Origin of the sequence: Pedobacter agri (assembly GCF_032678665.1) — a bacterium.
GTDB classification, from domain to species: domain Bacteria; phylum Bacteroidota; class Bacteroidia; order Sphingobacteriales; family Sphingobacteriaceae; genus Pedobacter; species Pedobacter agri_A.
On sequence record NZ_JAVTSH010000006.1, the window covers coordinates 266,754 to 284,185 of the forward strand.

The following is a 17,432-nucleotide window of genomic DNA, read 5'->3' on the forward strand; positions in this document are numbered from 1 at the left end:
ACTTCTCTGTGCTAAGGCTTCCATTTTCAATAGTGTTAACAGATCTGGAGCCTATTACAGTTTCCAGCTTTGTAGATGTTGTGCTGTAATTTTTTGGGCAATGAATCATTAGCCGAAGCGGTAAAGCCAACCGCAGTGCAAATCAATGCAAAGCATAGTTTTTTCATGATTTTTTGTTTTAAGTAAATGGTTAATAATTTTTAGAAATCAGAGGATGGTTTCTTGTTTCTGATTTGAATTTGAGGAGAAAAAGAAGAGTGAAAGAGGGCCAATCTATAATTGATCAGTGGCAACTGATATTCGTTTGTTTAATCGTTATTTCTGAAAAGTTAGCGATAGGAAAGATGTCAAATTGCAAATAAGCATTCATCTCGTACGGATATAGATTGAAAAGCAGCGAATGTTTAACTGATTTCTTGATGGAAGCTTTCTATTTATATATTTAAAGAATATTTATAGATTTTTACCTAAGCTCATCTCTCATTAATGATTTTCAATGCCAGAACCGTATGTATATTTAGTTCCATTTTGGGCATGCTTTTGATTTCTGCTTGCCAGAATAAAAATGGCTCTAAAAAAACTGCCGAATCAGCTACGCAAAACTCAGGGGTAAAAAAAGATTACATGTCGCTCATTATTTCTTTTGATACTTTATCATCAGTTAAGGTTAAAAAAAACATTTTTAAAGAGGATAGTTTATTAAACCTTTCGGCAGATAAAGCAACACAGCCCTACCACCATTACTTCAAAGCCAGAAAATACAGCCTGGAGAAAAAGCGTGATAGTGCATTGCTTGAATATGAAAAAATAACACCTTCAAAAGCTAACGACGAACTTGCACTTTTAAAAACCTTCGGAATGCTTACCCAGAAAATGGGCAACGGATCGATGGTCGAATCTGCCTTAACCGGTCAGATATTTGCCGCTATAAAATCAGCAGAAAGTGTAAATAGCCGCTTTACCTATCGTTTTTATGATTTGCTGGCGCAAGCTTATTTTCAAAATCATAACGAAAAAAAATCATTAAAATATGCGGCCATCTACTTTGAAAGTCACCCCTTTAATTTTCACCCGGTAATAAAGCAACGTTATTTCGATATCTCTTTTCTATTGGCATCGAGGTTAAATGATTTTAAAAAGATGGCTTATTATAACAATCAAGCCCGTTTATTGGCGAAGCAAATTGGCGATAGTTTGGCGCTTGCCCGTACTTACGATAATGAGGCACAGCTATACAGTCAAAAGGGTGAGCCGGCAAAGGCATTGGTTTCGAGCAAAACCTATTTCAATTATTTAAAGAAAACAGATAATTTAAACGACATCGCCTTTAATAATCTGGCCACTACATTTATCCGGAATAATCAGCCAGATTCTGCAATTCGCTATTATAAAGAGGGCATTGCATTTGAGAAACGTGATGTATCCGGGAAGCAAAAAGAAGTGCATTATGAGGGATTAATTGATGCCTATAAAATGAAAGGCGATTATGCCCGGGCTTTGGAAGCAGCCCAGGCTGCTCATAAAATAGTGCTTAAAAACAATGAAGCCATTGAAGCCGTAAAGGTTGCAGAAATGAGCGAGCAATACGAAACTGAAAAGAAAGATCGGAATATTGCAGAATTGAAAGGGCGTAATAAGCTAAATGAAACCATTATTCAGCAACAGCGCTCATCAATGTTCCTTATTGTATTGATTTTTTTGGGCGTCATTTCTTTTTTCTTCATTTTTTATCGTCAGCAACGCCTAAAAGAGAAGAACAAACTGTTAAAATCTGACAATCAGCGCCTGATTATGGAACAGAAAATGCTCCAGGCGCAGTTAAACCCACACTTTATTTTTAATGCCATCGCCAACTTGCAAAGTATTGTTGCCTCGGGGCATATTGATGAGTCGGTACGTTATCTTAAATCGTTTTCTGGTTTGTTAAGAGGTATTCTGGAGCAGAACAGGAAAGATTTTATCGAAATAGCAGAAGAAGTTACCTCCCTAAATAATTATATCCAATTACAACAAATGCGCTATGCGGGTGTTTTCGATTATCAGATTGATGTTGATCAGCAACTTGATTTAAATGAAACCTTCATTCCACCAATGTTGATCCAGCCTTTTGTAGAAAACGCGATTGAACATGGATTTAGGAATATTGCCTATAAAGGTTTGCTTTTAATTTCTTTTAAAATAAAAGACGATATGTTGTTAATTGAAGTGGATGACAATGGCAGCGGGTTAGTACATAACACTAAAGATCAGCACAAAAAGCAATCATTGGCACAAATTATCTTAAAGGAACGTTTTGACTTATTGTTCAAATCAAACAATCAACATGCTGAGTTTACGATTAAAGATAAAAAAGCACTTGGCTGTAGAGGTGTTTGTGTTGAAATAACCATTCCAATTATTAACGACTAAATCAGATTGATATGAAACTTTATATACTGGAGGATGAGATCCGCATTTTGCAGCATATCCTGCAAATCGTAAAAAAAATAGAGTACCTGGAAGTGGTAGGCTTTGCTGCGGAGATCGCTGTTGCCGGAAAAGAAATTCCGGCGTTAAAGCCAGATATTATTTTAGCCGATATCCGGTTAAAGGATGGCGATAGCTTCAATTTGTTCGATGAACTGGGGGTTTCCGATTTTCAGGTTATTTTTCTTACGGCTTATGATCAGTACGCCATTCAGGCGCTTAATTTGGGTGCTTTTGGGTATTTGCTTAAACCTATTGATGAGGTTTCACTAACCACAACACTTAACAAATGTTACCACCACCGGGAACATGAAAGCTTTGGGCAGCAACAACTGGCTATTGCGAAAGAACATTATCTGGCACAGGGTGTAAGCGCAAGTAAACGTATTGCTTTAAAAAGTGTAGAATATATTGAGGTTGTGGCCATTGAAGATATTATGTTTTGCAAAAGCGATAAAGGCTATACCAGTTTTTATTTGAACGATGGGCGTGAAATTGTAGTTTCGAAAGGATTAAAAGAATACGAAAGTTTGCTTACGCCTTTTGGCTTTCTACGATGCCATCAATCTTATTTGGTGAATTTTAAATATGTAAAAAAATACTACAGGGAAGGTTACCTGCAGATGGAAAATAAAGCCAATATTTTGGTTTCGAGCAGGAAAAAAGAAGAGGTTTTGAGGTATCTGGAAAATATTGCCTAGCCCTCGATCAATAATATGAATGATGAAAATTGGACTGGCCGTTTATTGATCAGGAAAGTTGCATTATTTATTGCCGTTGTCATGTTGTATATCATGATTCTTGGTGGTAAATCAACGCAATGGGTTTGGGATTAATTTATGCTTTTTAGCGCTCGCCGTTATTGGTGTTTTGTTTCCAGGCATCGCCGCTTCACTTTCCAGAAAAGTTACGGAGCAAATTTTGTAATATGTACCCTCTTTTTATGATGTTACTCTTGCTATTCGCAATTCTGGGTAGAGGATACATGGGTTTGATGTTTCTTTAAACGTAGAAGAGGCTGTATTATAAATCAATTTATTCTTAAAACTTTGTCACGTTGAGCTTCCTGAGAAATCGGGACAGATCGTTGAAATGCCTTTTAAAGCAATTTCTACAATTCCTTCGTCAGGCATAGGATGACATTTCTATTTATGATACAGCCTCTTCAGTTTTCACGCTTTAATTTAGGTTTCTTTTTCTTTGAGGATTTTAAAAACCAAAACCACCACCTCCAACCGGATCCTGAATTTTACTTTTCCTAAAATCTTTCATCGATTGAGGTTCTTTATCTTCCAGAATTTTAAAATCGACCACACCTGTTTTCTTTGCCCATTCGAAATATTTAACAGATAGTTTGCTAACCAGCTCGTGATTTTTGGCCGCTACATTTTGTGTTTCCCCCCGATCATCTTCAAGGTTATAAAGTTCCCAGGCATAACTTGGCCAATGCGATACCAGTTTCCATTTGCCTAACCTGGCAGCCCGGTTTCCTGCACGTTCCCAAAATAGCGGCTCTCCACGTTTAACGGTATCTTGTTTCTCAAATAAAACAGGCAACAAACTTTTTCCTGGAAGAGCGTTTGGCGTAACCTGGTTAAATTTTTTCGGATAAGTAGCGCCTGCTAATTCATAAAAAGTCGGCGCTAAATCGATAATGTGCCCGATACCTTTTCTAATTTGGCCGGCTTTGATTTTTGATGGAAACCATGCGATGAAAGGCGAACTGATTCCACCTTCGTACATGTGATCTTTAAAAGCTAAAAATGGAGTGTTTGATGCGTACGACCAGTTTTTGCTTTGCGATTCGTAAGAACCAATGGTACCAACAGGACCGGTATTTCGGGTAGCACCATTATGCCATTTAATCATTTCTTCGGCAGGCGCACCATTGTCTGAAATAAAAATAATCAATGTATTTTCATCCGCACCACTTTTTTTTAATTGATCGAGCACCTTACCAATTCCCTGGTCCATTCGATCGACCATAGCAGAAAACACTTCCATTTTTGTTGCCCATTGATGGCGTTGATCGTAGGAAAGCCTGCTCCAGTCGTATATGTCATCATCTTTAACAGAAAGTACGGTCTTTTTATCAACAATGCCCAAATCTTTCTGCTTTTCAAAACGTGTTTTTCTCAATTCATCCCAGCCCTTATCGTACTTGCCTTTATATTTCGCAATATCTTCCGGTAAGGCATGCAATGGCCAATGCGGTGCTGTATAGGCCAGGTAAAGGAAAAATGGCTTATCTTTTTTTGTTTCCTCATCGATGTATTTTACGGCCTGCTCGGTTACTACATCAGTTTGATAAAATTTGCCAGCTTCCAAAGGATACGGTTTTCCATCCTGGAAGTAGGGTTGTTTTTTGCCACCATTATAATCGCCCTGATCAAAATAGCTGCCATTATTGGCCATTAAACTTCTATCAAAACCACGTTGCCAAGGCAAACTTTGTCCTTTGCCGGAAACATGCCATTTGCCCGAGAGCAAGGTAGTGTATCCATTGCCTTTGAGTACTTCGGCCAAAGTTAATGACTCGTTGTTCAAGTAGCCCTGATAGGCAGGTAGCCCTAAATCATTTGCGAAATAACCTACTCCGGCTTTGTGCTGATATTGCCCGGTAAGTATGGAGGCCCGGGTTGGAGCACAGATGGAATTATTATAAAATTCCTTTAATCTGATGCCTTGGTTGGCTAGTCTATCCAGGTTGGGTGTCTGGATTTCAGAGCCGTAAGCACCTAAATCCGAATAACCTAAATCATCGGCTAAAATGAGGATGATATTTGGACGTTGCTTCTTTTGCGCATCTGCTGTGAAGGAATTTAAAGCCGTCAAAGCAAGCAATATTAAAAATGATTTTTTCATCTCAATTGGTTTATTGATTAATTTCTTCTTTCTCTTGTTGCGGGTGTTTGTCCGGTTCTGGCAGGCTGCGCCAATGTTTTCGGTCTTAATATTTCGTATTCGACAACATCATTCCTTTTCGCCCATTCATCATACTTTGCTTTAAGTTTTGCCACAATTTCCGGGTTTTTGGCAGCGAGATCATTGTTTTCAGCTCTGTCTTTTTCAATATCGTACAGTTCATATTTACCTTCATTTGAAGCGATAGCAACCAATTTCCATTTGCCATCACGTATGGCTTTGTTGCCTCCGCGTTCCCACGCCAGGGGTTGCGCCCTTTGAATTTCATTAGCCGTTCCGGTTAATATGGGCAATAAACTTTGGCCTGCAAGCGGATTGGTTTTTACACCATTGAAATCTGTAGGATATTTGGCCCCTGCGAATTCGTAGAAAGTTGGTGCTAAATCGATAATATGACCGGTTCCCTTTTTAATGGTTCCGGCTTTAATTTTTGCAGGATACCAGGCGATGAAGGGGGCGCTGATCCCACCTTCGTAAGGTGTCGCCTTATAATTTCGAAGAGGAGAATTACCCGTTTGCGACCAGTTACTGTTTTGTATTTCATAAGAACCCGGAGCCCCAACAGTTTCAGTGGTGCGTTGGGTATATGGTCGGGTTCCGTTTCCGCCTTGCGCACCGTTATCAGAAATGAATACGATTAGCGTGTTATCATCCTTTTTAAGTTCCTTTAATTTCGAACGAAGTTTGCCAATGCTTTGGTCAACATGATCAATCATGGCTGCAAATACAGCTTGGCGAAGTTGCCAATATTGCTGCTCATCATAAGTCAGTTTATCCCACGGTTTCACCAGCTGATCATGTTCTGCAATTTTTTGATCAGCAGAAATTACGCCAGCTTTAATTGCATTTTGATGTCGTTGTTTGCGCAATGAATCCCAGCCAATTTTGTAGGTCTCTTTATATTTTTCGATATCGGCAGGCAAAGCTTGTAATGGCCAATGCGGAGCATTAAAAGCCAGGTATAAGAAAAATGGTTTCTTCTCTTTGTCTTGATCCGCAATAAATTCCAATGCATTATTGGTAATCTCATCTGTTAGGTATTTACCAGGCTCAATGTAAACTGGCTTATTGTTTTTAATTAAAGGAACAGTTGGTTTATCCTGATTACCGATTTCGTAATAGTTGCTGGCGCCACCAATAAAACCAAAGAATTTATCAAAACCACGTTGATTTGGCCATTGGTCTTGATCATCGCCAACATGCCATTTTCCCGACATTAGCGTGGAATAACCACCATTTTTTAATACTTCGGCCAGTGTTAAACTTTCTTTATTCAGAAAACCCTGATAGGCCGGTAAACCCAAATTTACGTTGAAATAACCTACACCTGCTTTGTGTTGGTATTGTCCGGTTAATACCGATGCCCGTGTTGGTGCACAAATGGAATTGTTGTAAAATTCCTTAAGTTTTAATCCGCCCTGTGCAAGTTCATTTAGGTTGGGCGTTTGAATTTCGTTTGCACCGTAAGGGCCTGTATCAGAAAACCCAAGATCATCGACTAAAATGAGGATGATATTCGGCTTTTTTTGTTGTTGCGCAAAGCCTGTAAACAAAGTTAAGCCAAGGCCTAAGGTTAATACCGTAGTTTTTAAAGCTGCATTTTTAGTTGGTAATTTCATCTTTTAGTATTGAGGTTTCCATTAATTAATAGCCAACCCAATCTGGGTGCTGTTTCAATTTTGGGTTCAGGTTAATTTCTCGTACGGGCGTTGGGAAGTGGAGATGGCGTTTGGCAGCCAGTGTTTTTCCGGCAGCTTTCAGCGTTGCGATATAATAATCAGCGCCTCGTCTGACCAAATCGAACCACCGTTGGTATTCGTAAACCAGTTCTTTCCTGCGTTCCTGGAATACTGCATCTCTAAAATCATTTTCATTCAGTAGTGGAGAAACATTGGCAAGTTTTGCAATTCGGGCTCTTTGGCGAACCAAATCAATAGCCGCATAAGCTTCAGCGTTCGGACCACGATTCACTTCATTTAAAGCTTCGGCATAAATTAATAACACCTCGGCGTAGCGAATAATGGGTGTGTTTTTAGAAGACTGGCCTTGATTTCCCACCACAGCAGGATCGTAATATTTATTAAATTGCGGTGCGAAAGAATAGAGTTTACCATCTACCGGACTAACCAATTGCGTTACAAATGTCACCGCTTTACGGGTATCTTCATTGGCATAGCTGGCAAATAATCCACCGGCGGTATGCAATGCGTCTGCATAATCGCCGTTAATTCCAGGTACATCTGCAGAGGCTGATCGACTTGCTAAACTATTTCCCTGATAACCAGAGTTGCCTTGAAATTGCGCTGAAAAAATATGTTCCCTACCGTTTTTGGTGGCCACATTAAATACATCGGCAAAATTATCGAAAAGGCTGTACCATTTGCTATCAATTACCTCTTTGCTTTTTGCAGCAGCATTTGCCCAATCTTTTTGTGTGAGGTATACTTTTGATAACAGACTTTTTGCACTTCCCGCAGTTGCCCTGCCAAGATCCTTAGCTGCCTGCTGTACTGGTGTTGGCAATGCTTCAGCATCCTTTAAATCTTTTATTATCTGAGCATAAATATCTGCTTCGGGAGATTTAGCTATATATAAACTTTCGTCATCCAGGCTTATAGTCTCTTTCAAGATTAGTGGAACATCGCCAAACCATCTAACCAAATTAAAATAATGTAATGCCCTTAAAAATTTGGCTTCATTAATTAATTGTGCTCTGGCTTGAATACTGATATTTTCGGCACTAATTAATGCGATTTTATCAATGGCGATGTTTGATACATTTATGGCATCGTAACTCTGTTTCCAAAGTTGCTCCATCCTGTCGTTAGAGGAGTCGTGAGTTAAACCAGAAATTGCTCTTACATGTGCATTTCTGGCCCGTGGCCCAGCTTCGTAATCATCTGTAGCCATTTCCACACCAATTTGGAAAAGTCCGTTGTATAGCGATTGCCCGCTATCGTAGAGTTTTCTGTAAGCTGCAGTTACGGCTGCAGTAGCCTGAGATTCATTTTGATAAAACTGATTGGTTACCAGTAACGATTCTGGTTTTTCATCGAGTTTACTGCAGCTTGAAAGAGTGAGCAAGCCGAATGCGAACGCAGATAATAGTATTTTATTTTTTTTCATGTCTAAACAGGTTATAAAGTGATTTTTACACCAGCATAAATGGCTCTGGACACAGGGTAAATTCCTGAATCAGTGCCGGGCGAAACATTGCTTCCAGAAGTAATTTCTGGGTCAAAGCCTGTATATTTTGTCCAGGTAAGAAGATTCTGACCGCTGAGATAAAAATAAATGTTGTTGATTTTGGCTTTTTGGGTAAATGCCTTTGGTAAGGTGTAGCCTAAATTCACGTTTTTCAACCTTAAAAATGATCCATCTTCAATAAACCGATCAGAAAAAACAGGGGCAGGATCTAGTTTCGCTCTCGGTATTGTTTGACTTGGATTAGTTGGTGTCCATCGTTCTAAAGCAGATGCCGAGGCATTTTGTTGACCAGTGAAAAGCTCTAACGTTTGTTTGTTGGCATTCAGAATTTGGTTGCCGTATGCGCCTTGTACAAATATAGAGAGATCAATTCCACGCCATTCAAAAGTATTGGTAATACCGAAAATAAAGTCTGGTTGTGCGTTGCCGATAATGGTTCTGTCTACCGCGGTTGTAAAAGTGCCATCACCATTTAAATCTTTATATAAGCGATCTCCCGCTTTTGGCACTGCGCTTCCTGTATATTTTCCTTTGGTACTTTCTTCGCCGAGTTGTAGAATGCCATCAGTAGCCGTTCCATAAAAGCTGCCTAAAGGTTCACCAACGCGGATAATGTAGTTGCCGGTGATATACGATGTTGCGCCATTACCAATCGTTAACACTTTATTTCTATTCACCGAGAAGTTGAGGTTGGTATTCCAGATCAAGCCATCAGTTAGATTTCTAGTGTTTAACCCAATCTCGAAACCTTTGTTGCTTACAGATCCAAAGTTTTGCAATACCGATGCTTGTCCTGTTGTCCACGGTAGTTCCACGTTTAACAGTAAATCGGTTGTTTTTTTATAGTAACCATCCAGTGTAAGTTGGATACGGTTATTAAATAAGCCAACATCCAAACCTGTATTGTATTGGTAGGTGGTTTCCCAGCTTAGTTTATCATTCGCAATTCTGTTTGGGGCAAAGCCAGTTAAAATATTACCACCGATGATGTAGGTATAGGTGCCGAGTGTGGCGAGCGACTGGTATTCACCAATTTCAAGATTACCAGTGGTTCCGAAACTTGCCCTGAGTTTTAAATCGCTAATGGTTTTTAACAAAGGTTCAAAAAATTCCTCACTGCTCAGTTTCCACGATAAAGCCGCAGAGGGGAAATAGCCCCATTTATTTCCAGCGCCAAATCTTGAAGAACCATCAGAACGGATGCTTGCTGTTAAGAAATATTTTCGATCGTAATTGTAATTCACTCGCCCTAAGTAGGAGTGGAGTATCCATTGAGCGGCATCAGAAGCAGGGCGAACTAAAGTTGAGCCACTTTGAAGTGAGTTATAATTCAAATCATCCAGTACAAATCGTTGTGCGCCAGCATTAAATTCTTCTACCCGGTATTCTTGTTGGGTAAAACCCGCCAATAAATCAAAATTATGTTTGCCAATTGATTTGTTGTAAGTAACGGTATTTTCATTTAACCAGGAATAAGAATTTAGCGCACCTCTGGCGGCCGTTCCACCTGTTAAACTGCCTTCATAAATATTACTCGGGATGTAACTTTTTTCAATTCCATTGGAGACATCGGTGCCTACGAGCACCTTTACATTTAAACCTGGAATAATGGTATATTCGGCAAATGCCGTTCCCAATAAACGATTGGTTGTCGATTTATTAATTTGTTCATTAAGCGATGCAATAGGATTGGCGAAAATGTTTTCAAAAGGATTTCTTAATACATAGCTTCCATTTGGTTGATAAACACTTGCTGTTGCAGGCATAATCAATAAGCCATTAATGATGCCCGATGGTGCGAGGTTTGCATCAGATTTGCTGAAATTTAAACTTGCACTCACCTTAAGTTTTTCAAATGGATTGGCATCAACATTTGCCCTAAAACTCAACCGGCTGAAATCGGTATTTTTTACAATTCCATCTTGTTTAAAATAGTTGCCGGAAAGTAAATACCTCGTTTTAGCACTTCCACCGCTAATGGATAAATTGTGGTTTTGGGCATTTGCCGATCGAAAAGCTTCATCTTGCCAGTCTGTTCCAGCACCGAGATTATCTATTTGCGCCTGCGATAGATATTGAAAACGACCATTTGCAGGCGTCGCATCGAATAACACATCATTTCTTAAAACGGCAAATTCCCTGGCGTTTAATAAATTTATTTTTTTGCGAAGAGATTGAACGCCAAAACTGCCTTCGTAACTAATGCTGCTGCGGTCGGCTTTTCCCTTTTTTGTGGTTACAATGACCACCCCATTTGCGCCACGAGATCCATAAATTGCTGTTGCAGATGCATCTTTCAAAATGTCAATGGTTTCAATATCTGAAGGATTGATACTTGAAAGTGGATTTACTAAAGCACCACTTACTACACCTGAAGTACTTGCACTATTGTAAATTGGAAAACCATCAATGACATATAAAGGCTCATTTCCACCTTGAATGGAACTTCCTCCGCGGATACGAATACTTACGCCGCCACCAGGCTGGCCCGAGGTTTGGGTAACCTGAACACCTGCTGCCGCACCTTTTAGTGCCTGATCCAATGAAGAAACAGGTTGTTTCAATGCCGTTTGTGAAATGGTTGAAATTGATCCTGTTAAATCACTTTTCTTTTGTGTTCCATATCCAACAACCACCAGATCATTCAGGTTATTGGCAGTTTCTTCCAACTGAATATCGAGGTATTTGCCTGTCGCAATTATTTCTAATTTTTTAAAGCCAACATAACTGATTTGAAGTGTGTAGGGGAATTTTTGGCCAGTAACAAAATTAAATCTACCCTGATCATCGGTTATTACCTCGTGTGTGGTACCCACAATGTGAACAATAGCGCCCGGAATTGGCTGTTTGTCTTTGGCATCTAAAACGCGGCCAGTCAAGGTAGAATTTACTAATGGTTGCGTTTTAATTTGAGCCTGAACATGAGTGAGATACAGACTGAAAACCAGTAAACTAAAAGCAACTTTAGTTGTCTTTTTAAATCTGTGCCCTAGCTTTTGTAAACTATTTTGTAGCACAGATTGAAAGGTCATCACAACCTTTTCATTTATTTGCATATCTTTAATGGGTTTATTTTATCGGTTGGAACAGGCGCCAACGCCAATTGAATGCCTGTTTCATTAATTTGAACCTGAGAGGGATGCACTGCATTCCTCTTTTTTTATTGATTGTTTTGTAAGTTTTTTTTCGTTTGTCCTCCTTTTTAAATCTATTTATCGGCAACACATCTAAAACCAAGGTGTTCCATACTGCTATCTTCTGTTGTTTTCATTCTTCGGGCTACACGATAGCCTGAACAATAACTGTCATTGCACAAAAATGAGCCGCCTCTTACCACGTGTTTCACTGCGTAAGGTTCATCAGGATCATTTGACGTGACAGGGCCTTTTGGATTGTTTACGCCATTTGGATCATTTATAGTGTTGTAGTAATTGCTGTCGTAAAGATCAGAACACCATTCCCAAACGTTTCCCGCCATATCATATAATCCGTATCCATTGGGTGTAAATGATTTTACCGGAGCGCTGAGGTAAAAACGGTCAGTTAAAGTATTTTTATAAGGAAAACTTCCCTGCCAGCTATTTGCTTTAGGCTTTCCGCTGTTCACAGATTCGTTTCCCCAAGGATAAATATTGTTTTTCAAGCCGCCTCGAGCCGCCCATTCCCACTCAGCTTCGGTGGGTAGTCTTTTTCCGGCCCATTTGCAGTAAGCCAAAGCATCCTCAAAGGAAATATGAACTACCGGATAATTTTCTTTACCATTTAAATTACTTTTTGGGCCATTTGGATGTTTCCAGTCAGCGCCTGCTTGCCAGGTCCACCATTGGGTATAATTATTCAAATCAACCTGGGCCTTAGCAGGCTTAAAAACCAGCGATGCCGCAACTAGAACACTATCCGGTGGTTTCGGCGTTCCGGGTGGAACCTGATGCTTCAGTTGTTCCCAATCTGGTTTTCTTTCGGCAGTAGTTTTATATTTAGTAGCGGCTATGAAAGCAGCAAATTGCTTGTTTGTTACTTCGGTTTGATCAATCCAGAAACCTTTTACCTTTACACGGTGCTTTGGAAATTCATCTGCTGAGGCTTGTTTGTTATCTCCACCCATTTGAAAGTCGCCATCTGGAATCCAAACCATGTTTTTATGATCTGCTGTGGCAGCATTCCCCTCTGCAGATGAATTTGAAGCAGGTTTAAATCGCGAAGGAATATTCGAATCACAGCAAATAGCTACTTTCTTGTCGAACTCGTTTTTTGTGTTCAACGTGGCTTTCGCATCCTGCTTTTGCTTACAAGCAATCAGCGATGAAAACATAACTATGCCTAAGTATAATTTTTTCAATTTGAAAAATTTGATGTTCAGAGAAAACAAAACTGGTAAAATCAATTTAATTGATTTTAGCTGAGTGGGCGTTAATTAGCGATATTAATCGTTACAACAACAACACATCACCTGCATTTGCGTAGAAAAATTTTGGATATTTTTCACATCATTAGGATAGCAGATACTCGTATGGGTTGGCATGACTTTGTTTTTTGTTAGGGTTATCGTCAGCAAATGTAAAAATAATTTTAATAAATACAATTAAATCTATAGGATTAGTAGATTATTTCTTATAAACTAAATTTTAATGTCTATTTCAACTTAAATGCTTTTTTCAGTCTGTATAAATTCACTCGGTGTTTTGCCAAAATGTTTCTTAAACTCCAGGCTAAAATATTTTCGATCGTTAAAACCTACAGCGTATGCTACCTCAGCGATATTTCCAGCATGTTGTTTGAGCAATTGAGCAGCCCGTTTTATCCGTAATGATTTGATGAAGTCGTTTACCGAAAGATCAGTAAGCGCCCTGATTTTTTTGTAAAGCACAGGCTGGCTCATGCCAATTTCTGCCGATAGGGTAGGCACATCAAATTCAGGATCAGAGATATGATTTTCGATAATTTGCATAATCTTCGCCAGAAAACCCTCTTCCGTTTTGTTGATGACCAGATTGGTAGGCTCAAGCGTAATCACCTTGGCAAATTTATGCCTGATGGTTTCCCTTGCTTTTAGTGTATTTTTGATATTCAGTTCCAACATCTTCAAGTTAAAAGGCTTCATGAGGTAAGCATCGGCACCGTTTTCAAAACCATTAATTTGATGAACATAAGCTGACCTTGCAGTTAACAAAATCACGGGGATATGGCTCGTTCTTTCGTCGGTTTTTACTTTGCGGCAAAATTCAAGACCATCCATCACGGGCATCATCACATCGCTGATAATCAAATCGGGAATAAGTTCAATGGCACTTTCCAAGCCATCCATTCCGTTTTTACTTTCGTGAATGTGGTAATCAGCTGCTAAAGCTTTTTTGATAAAGGTTCGTACTTCATCGTTATCCTCTACGAGCAAAATGTGATGTTTTTTGTTTTCTGAATATGTTGGCAATGTCTCTGTTAGCTGAGCTGCCGTTTCTGTTAAATTGTAAGTGATGGTGTCATCGGAATAAACATGATCGGCAATAAAATCTGAAGCGTTAAAATGCGCTTTTCCGATTTTTAAATTGACGCTGAAACAAGTGTAGCCATTTTGATCAACCTTTGCTGGTGAACTTTGAAATGCGATTTTACCTTGGTGTAACTCGACAATGCTTTTTGAAAAAGATAACCCTAAACCTGTGCCAACAGTGGTATTGGCATTCGCCTGATAGAAGTTATTGAATAAGTTATTTTGGTTTTCTAATGGAATTCCCTTCCCATTATCACAGATTTTAATGGTTGCCAAATCGTTGTTTTGGGTAATTTCCAAACTGATTTTTCCGCCATTTGGCGTAAATTTAAAAGCATTTGAAAGTAAGTTGAATAACACCTTTTCCATTTGAACTTGATCAAAATACAATTCCAGCTGGCTTGTTTCCGATTGAAAATTATAGTCTATTTGCTTAGAGATTGCCATGTTCTGGAAAGCCATGAAAATCTCCTTTGAAAATTTTACAATATCGCCAGGGCTAACATGAAGGGCCATTTTGCCGCTTTCTGCTTTTCTGAAATCGAGTAGTTCAGTTACCAGATTCATCAAACGATCCGCATTATTTTTAATGGGCTGCAAGTCTCGGTTTAATGTGGGGTTGTCTTTTGCGTTTTCGATTAATTGCTCCAAAGGACCGACTATCAAAGTTAATGGCGTACGGATTTCGTGAGAGATATTGGTGAAGAACTCCAGTTTGTGCTCATTCACTTCTTTTTCCTTTTTAAGTAATGCCCTGATTAATATATATCGGGCAAGCACGAACAGCACAGCGGCAAGCACTCCAAAATAAAACAAATATGCCCACCATGTTCGGTAAAAAGGAGGATTTACGATGATGGTTATTTTTTCGGTATTGGCACTTAAAACGCCATCGTTGTTGATTCCTTTTACTAAGAAAGTATAGTTGCCGGCAGGTAAGTTGGTGTAAGTTGCTGTTGGGGTGCTTACCTCATTCCAGTTTTTTTCAAATCCATCTAATTTATAAGCATACCTGTTTTTTTCAGGTTTAATAAAGTTTAATAGTGCAAAACTTAAACTAAATGTATTCTGGTCACTATCGAAAATCAGTTTATCTTTCAGGCTTATATTTTCATTCAGTAAACCATCGCTATCATTTATGCTAACAGTTTTATTGTTCAGTTTTAGCTCGGTGATGATTACTTTAGACGCTTTATCGTTGCTTTGAATATTATCAGGAAAGAAGCTGATCAAACCATTGTATCCGCCAAAAAATAATTCGCCGCTGCTGCTTTTGAAAAAGGCATTTGCGTTAAATTCGTTGCCCGGCAAACCATCAGCCACGGTATAATTTTTAAATGTTTTTTTCTGCCGGTTAAACATGGAAAGTCCGTTGGCGGTGCTGATCCAAAGGTTTTGCTGATCATCTTCTACAATACCCAAAACGTTATCGTGTGGTAAACCATTTTTTGTGGTATATGCTTTAATTGAACTGTTCTTCTGGTCGTATAACAATAATCCGCTGTTATAGGTGCCGATAAAAATCTCGTTAGTTTTGGTTTTTGATATGCAGTTTACATAGTAATTAAGTGCATGATTTGATTCACGATCAAGTGCGGTGTAGAACTTATTGCCATTTTCATCGTAAATCAAAAAGCCATTTGTGGTACCAAAATAGGTCTTGGAGCCGCTCATCATTAAAGCTTTAACCTTGGCCGAATTGGGGATGGAAACCGGAAGCTTAAAGTCTTTAAATTCTGTTTTCTCCGGATTGGAAATTTTAATGCCATTCCGCTGCGTGGCGACAATTAAACGGTGCGATTGATTTTCAACGATGGCGCTGATTTCATCGGGTACATCTTCATTTCGATTACTGAAATTAAAGTTTTTGAAACGCTCAGTTTTTGGATCGTAAACATTTAAGCCACCGGAATGCGTTCCGATATATAGTTTTCCATCGCTGGCAAAATAGACCGTTTTAACCAGATTCGACTTTAATGCATTGGCGTTTCCGGTATTTTGATAGGCGATAAATTTTTGAGTGACTTTGTTATAAAGATTTACGCCGCCACCTTCGGTCCCAATCCATAAATTTTTTTTATCGTCTTCTGCAAAACCACTGATTACATTATTATTGATGCTGGAATTGCTCCGGCTTCTATTGTGAACGGTAAAAGCAGTAGTGTACGGATAATTGATGTTGATGCCGCCAAAGTAAGTGCCCACCCATATCGAACCATTTTTATCCTTGTACAATTTGTGTACGGAGTTTTGGTTCAGGCTTTTATTATTGTCTGGATCGAACTGCAAATTTCGGAACGTAAATTTTTGGGTATCCATAATGCTAATCCCATTCAATGTCCCAATCCACAACTTACCGGCATCATCTACCACCATGTTCCGAATCGTATTGCTTACAATTGTATTTTTATCCGTTGCTGAAGAGGAAAAATGCTTGAATTTCTCTGTTGAAGGATCAAATAAATTCAACCCGTTGCTTTGTGTGCTTACCCAAATTTTACCGTTTTTATCTTCCGTGATGTTCGATATATAATTCGCACTGATGTTTCCTGGCTTTCCGTTGTTTTGAAAAACAGTGGTTTGATACTGGCCGTTAATCAGCCTCATTTTAAGTAGTCCGTTTGATGTACCTACCCAAATGTTTCCCTGCTGATCTTCCTTAACTGATCTTACGTTATGAAAAGGGCCATCGCCATTTTTGTTATTGAAAAATTTTGTGATGTTTGATAGCCGACCATCTTTCAGAAGATTCAATCCATTCAGGGTTCCAATCCAAATATTTCCCTTCCTGTCTTCAGTGAAACAATTGATTACATGGCTGCTCAAACCTTTTGGATTTTTAGGCTGGCTTACAATACGTTTGAAAGCATCACTTTTTTCATCATAAATATTTAAGCCAACGCTGGTTCCGATCCACAGGTTTTTTTTAGAATCGGAAAACAAAGAGGTTACATAATTATTGGAAAGGGAAGTACTATCGGTTTCTGAATATTGGTAGATTTTAATATGATGGCCATCATAGCGGTTTAAGCCATATCGGGTACCAAACCACATCAAACCATTTTTATCCTGGGTGATGGAAAGCACTGAGGTTTGCGATAATCCTTTCTCTACGCCCAGGTGATCAAATAAGATGGGTTGCTGTGATTTTGCAGAAAATGTTATTCCCAAAAATAAGATTGCCGATAGCAAGTTTTTAAAGGAATTAAGCAACATAGGGAATAATTGGTTAATTTGGTTGTGACACCTTAAAAGTATGGTTTAAAAGCGTTTTTGCCAAATTTTTAGAAAATTACCCCTATTTATTTAGAAAATTATACCCCTCAAAAATGGCTTTAAACCTATG

The 17,432-nt window shown here is 38.9% G+C and carries 8 protein-coding genes; 2 read left to right on the forward strand and 6 right to left on the reverse strand.

Annotation, left to right across the window (positions count from 1 at the left end; genetic code table 11):
* Positions 1-486: 486 nt before the first annotated feature.
* Together R2Q70_RS14345 and R2Q70_RS14350 are read left to right on the forward strand one after the other, a co-directional pair.
* Positions 487-2,409 (forward strand): histidine kinase, encoded by a 1,923-nt coding sequence (locus R2Q70_RS14345; RefSeq protein ID WP_316808253.1) that lies wholly within the window; start codon positions 487-489, stop codon positions 2,407-2,409.
* 11 nt (positions 2,410-2,420) lie between these two features.
* Complete coding sequence (locus R2Q70_RS14350) at positions 2,421-3,167, forward strand: LytTR family DNA-binding domain-containing protein (protein WP_316808254.1); 747 nt, start codon at positions 2,421-2,423, stop codon at positions 3,165-3,167.
* Positions 3,168-3,675: 508 nt separating this feature from the next.
* On the opposite strand, the gene R2Q70_RS14355 is transcribed toward R2Q70_RS14350, so the two are convergent.
* The 6 genes from R2Q70_RS14355 to R2Q70_RS14380 form a co-directional block, all read right to left on the reverse strand.
* Entirely contained in the window at positions 3,676-5,331 is a 1,656-nt protein-coding gene (locus R2Q70_RS14355) for an arylsulfatase (protein WP_316808255.1), read from the reverse strand.
* Positions 5,332-5,348: 17 nt separating this feature from the next.
* Positions 5,349-7,010: an arylsulfatase gene (locus R2Q70_RS14360; protein ID WP_316808256.1), complete on the reverse strand. Its 1,662-nt coding sequence runs from the start codon at positions 7,008-7,010 to the stop codon at positions 5,349-5,351.
* 25 nt (positions 7,011-7,035) lie between these two features.
* Complete coding sequence (locus tag R2Q70_RS14365) at positions 7,036-8,517, reverse strand: RagB/SusD family nutrient uptake outer membrane protein (RefSeq protein WP_316808257.1); 1,482 nt, start codon at positions 8,515-8,517, stop codon at positions 7,036-7,038.
* Positions 8,518-8,528: 11 nt separating this feature from the next.
* Entirely contained in the window at positions 8,529-11,654 is a 3,126-nt protein-coding gene (locus tag R2Q70_RS14370) for a TonB-dependent receptor (RefSeq protein WP_316808258.1), read from the reverse strand.
* A gap of 152 nt (positions 11,655-11,806) precedes the next feature.
* Positions 11,807-12,937: a formylglycine-generating enzyme family protein gene (locus R2Q70_RS14375; protein WP_316808259.1), complete on the reverse strand. Its 1,131-nt coding sequence runs from the start codon at positions 12,935-12,937 to the stop codon at positions 11,807-11,809.
* A gap of 303 nt (positions 12,938-13,240) precedes the next feature.
* Entirely contained in the window at positions 13,241-17,302 is a 4,062-nt protein-coding gene (locus tag R2Q70_RS14380; RefSeq protein WP_316808260.1) for a two-component regulator propeller domain-containing protein, read from the reverse strand.
* Between the last annotated feature and the right edge of the window lie 130 nt (positions 17,303-17,432).